Source organism: Mesorhizobium sp. M1E.F.Ca.ET.063.01.1.1 (assembly GCF_003998155.1).
GTDB lineage: Bacteria > Pseudomonadota > Alphaproteobacteria > Rhizobiales > Rhizobiaceae > Mesorhizobium.
Window position 1 is genome coordinate 1 of the sequence record NZ_RZSC01000631.1, and the last position, 3418, is coordinate 3418.

Consider the following 3418-nt stretch of genomic DNA (forward strand, 5'->3'; position numbering starts at 1 on the left):
GCATGTTTCTGGTTGGACTCGACATCGTCGGCGACAAACTTCTGGAGATCAATGTCTTCACGCCAGGCGGACTGGCACGGCTCGCGGAGATGTACAAGACCGATTTTGCCGCACGTGTCATCGTCGCGCTGGAGGAGAAGGCGACGCTGCGCCGAGCCTATGGAAAGACCATGCCGAATTCGCGGCTAGCGACGCTTTGAGGAACGCAGACAAGTCGGATAGCGACTTCCTGCCGGTCGCCGTCCCATCCCTGCGTCCGATTGCTAAATTAGCTCGCACCAAAGCTTTCATGGTATAAATATCAAAAATACGAAAGTAAAAAATACGACAATATGAACCATGCCTGTCAAGAATGTCGTTCTTTCGTTACTAAAGCTTACGCTGCATATGAAAAGCGCCAGGACCAAAAGGACCGCGTCAGCCGACGGGAGCCCCAAGGTCAAGCCTCTGCCCGTCAGCAGGCTGGCGGGGGCGACCGCCGGTATGGTCAAACCGATCGTAGCGCAAGCCGAACCCATCGCAACGTTCAAACCGCGCTGCAGCTCATTGTTGAGTGAAGCGCGAACCGCCGAAATGGCCTCCGGCATCAAAACCAGCCCCGCGATCAACGCTCCCACGATGCTGTCCGCCTGGGTCACCTGGTAGGCAACGAGCGTGTCCTCGACACTTGCTGCGACCTGCTCGGCGAGCATGACAATTCCGATCAGCCCGCTCAACAGCAGCAGAATGCCGACAAAAACGCTTTCATGAGAGGCAGTTCGCGTCGAAACGTCGTGCGCCTGTTCCTGGACGAAGTCGTCCCGGTGGCGGACAGTCTGGGCGAACACGAAACTTGCATAGAGCAGCACCGAAAGGACGCTTACAAAACCAAGCTGAGCTGCCGAAAACGTGCCGGGATCCGTCGTTTGAGTGTAGGTTGGCAGAACAAGCGTCATGACGGTCAGCGCGACCAGAACCGCCAGATACGCGCTGGTCCCTTGGCGAACGATTGCCTGCTTGCGATGACGCCAGCCGCCAAGCGTGAGACAGGTGCCGACAACGCCGGTGGAGGTGATCATCACCGTCGAGAAAACGGACTCACGTGCCAGCGTCGGATTGTTCGCTCCATGCAGCATTATGGAAACGATGATCGACACTTCGATTGCCGTCACGGCAAAGGTCAGCACCAGCGTTCCGTACGGCTCCCCCACGCGCCGGGCCACTGCCTCGGCGTGGTCGAGCACCACGAAAATGGTGGTGAACATGATCGCGCACGAAAGCGCCCCGACAAGAATCCTGACGTTCAGCGAACCTTCGTCCACCGAGAGACCGCTGGCTCTGACCACGACGGCCATCACCAGGGCGGCCAGTGGCATCGCGTAGGAAGTCGGCGACCGTGCGATACCAGTCATTCAAGCCCCCAAACGCCGCGCGTTTCGGCGAACTTGGCGGAAAAGCGTGTGGGGAGCACCTCTCACGCCGTCTTCTGCGCCACCAGCCCCAGTTCCTCGATCATCGCCTGGCGCATCAAGAACTTCTGCGGCTTGCCGGTTACCGTCATCGGCAACTCGGTGCGGAAGCGGATGTAGCGCGGCACTTTATAGTGGGCGATCTGGCCGGCGCAGAAGGCCTTGATCTCCTGCTCTGTGGCGATCTGGCCGGGCTTCAGCACGATCCAGGCGCAGAGCTCCTCGCCATATTTGTCGTCGGGAATGCCGAAGACCTGCACTTCCTTGACCTTGGGATGGCGGTAGAGGAATTCCTCGACCTCACGCGGATAGACGTTCTCGCCGCCGCGGATGACCATGTCCTTCACCCGGCCGACGATGTTGCAATATCCCTCGGCGTCGATGGTGGCGAGGTCGCCGGTATGCATCCAGCCGTCGGCATCGACCGCCTCGCGGGTCTTCTCCGCGTCGTCCCAATAGCCCTTCATCACCGAATAGCCGCGCGTGCAGAGCTCACCCGGCGCGCCGACCGCGACGGTGGCGCCGTCGGCGCCGATCGCCTTCACCTCGACATGCGGATGGATGCGGCCGACGGTGGAGACGCGCTTTTCCAGCGGATCGTCGACGCTGCTCTGGAACGAAACCGGGCTGGTCTCGGTCATGCCGTAGGCGATGGTCACTTGGCGCATATTCATCAGCGACACCACCTTCTTCATCACCTCGATCGGGCATGGCGAACCGGCCATGATGCCGGTGCGCAGGCTGGTGAGGTCGAAGGTCGAAAAATCGGCATGGTCGAGCATGGCGACGAACATGGTCGGCACGCCGTAAACGCCGGTGCAGCGCTCCTGCGCGATCGCCTTGAGCGTCGCGCCGGCGTCAAAACCTTCGCCCGGGAAGACCATGGTCGCGCCCTTGGTGACGCAGCCCATCGTGCCCATCGACATGCCGAAGCAGTGATAGAGCGGCACCGGGATGCAGAGCCGGTCGTCGACGGTGAGTCTGATTGCCGAGGTGACGAAATTGCCATTGTTGACGATGTTCGCGTGGGTCAGCGTCGCGCCTTTCGGCGCGCCTGTCGTGCCGGACGTGAACTGGATGTTGATGGCGTCATTCGGCTTCAGGCTTTCGGAGATGCGGTCGAGGCTGTCATGCTCGTCGCGGCCGGCCATGGCCAGCACATCGCCGAAATTGAACATGCCGGGCGAGTTGTCGTCGCCCATGCGGATGACGATCTTCAGCGCCGGCAGTTTTTTGGCCTTGAGCTCGCCGGGTTCGGCCGTGGCGATCTCAGGCGCCAGCGTCTCGATCATGCCGAGATAGTCGGAGGTCTTGAAGCTGACGGCGGTCACCAGCGCCTTGCAGCCAACCTTGTTGAGGGCATATTCCAGCTCGGTCAGCCGGTAGGCCGGGTTGATGTTGACCAGGATGAGGCCGATGCGGGCGGTGGCGAACTGGGTCACCAGCCATTCCCAGCGGTTCGGCGACCAGATGCCGACCCGGTCGCCCTTCTCCAGCCCGAGCGCCAGGAAGCCGGCGGCTAAAGCGTCGACCGTGTCCGACAACTCGCTCCAGGTGAAGCGCTTGTCCTGGCCGACGAACACGGCGGCATCGAGCGTGGCGTATTTGCTCACCGTGTCGGAAAACAGTTCCGGAATGGTCTTGTCGAGCAAGGACACCGAGCGATCGCCCGAGACATGCGCCCTGCCGTCCATCGGGGCAATGAAGGTGCCTCCGCGCCCGCGCAGATTCGTGGCGTTCATGAGCTCGTCGAGTTTGATCGCCATCGCCGTCTCCTCCCGGGATGAGCCAGCCTATCAGCCGATAGCGGCGGTGGAAATCCGCCAAAGGTCCCCCTCCCCCTTGAGGGGAGGGTGCCTCGCGAAGCGAGGCGGGCGGGGTCGTCTCACGTCGAGCACTGCCGCGATGACCCCTCCCGTCCATCCGCCTTCGGCGGCTGTCCACCCTCCCCTCAAGGGGGAGGGGGAGGC

2 protein-coding genes and 1 pseudogene are annotated in these 3418 nt (G+C 61.8%); 1 reads left to right on the plus strand and 2 read right to left on the minus strand.

Annotated features, from left to right (window positions below; genetic code table 11):
* A pseudogene (locus EOA29_RS29525) lies at positions 1–200 on the plus strand (glutathione synthase); the annotation flags it as partial.
* Positions 201–287: 87 nt separating this feature from the next.
* Here the strand turns inward: EOA29_RS29525 and EOA29_RS29530 are convergent.
* Together EOA29_RS29530 and EOA29_RS29535 are read right to left on the minus strand one after the other, a co-directional pair.
* On the minus strand, positions 288–1391 hold the full coding sequence (locus EOA29_RS29530) for a calcium:proton antiporter (protein WP_127221984.1): 1104 nt from the start codon (positions 1389–1391) through the stop codon (positions 288–290).
* Between the two features lie 62 nt (positions 1392–1453).
* Positions 1454–3214, minus strand: coding sequence for an AMP-binding protein (locus EOA29_RS29535; protein ID WP_127221985.1), 1761 nt, complete (start codon positions 3212–3214; stop codon positions 1454–1456).
* Positions 3215–3418 lie beyond the last annotated feature (204 nt).

Coding starts and splice junctions, on each gene's coding strand:
- EOA29_RS29530 (WP_127221984.1), bottom strand. CDS start 1,391: ATGACTGGTATCGCACGGTCGCCGACTTCCTACGCGATGCCACTGGCC.
- EOA29_RS29535 (WP_127221985.1), bottom strand. CDS start 3,214: ATGGCGATCAAACTCGACGAGCTCATGAACGCCACGAATCTGCGCGGG.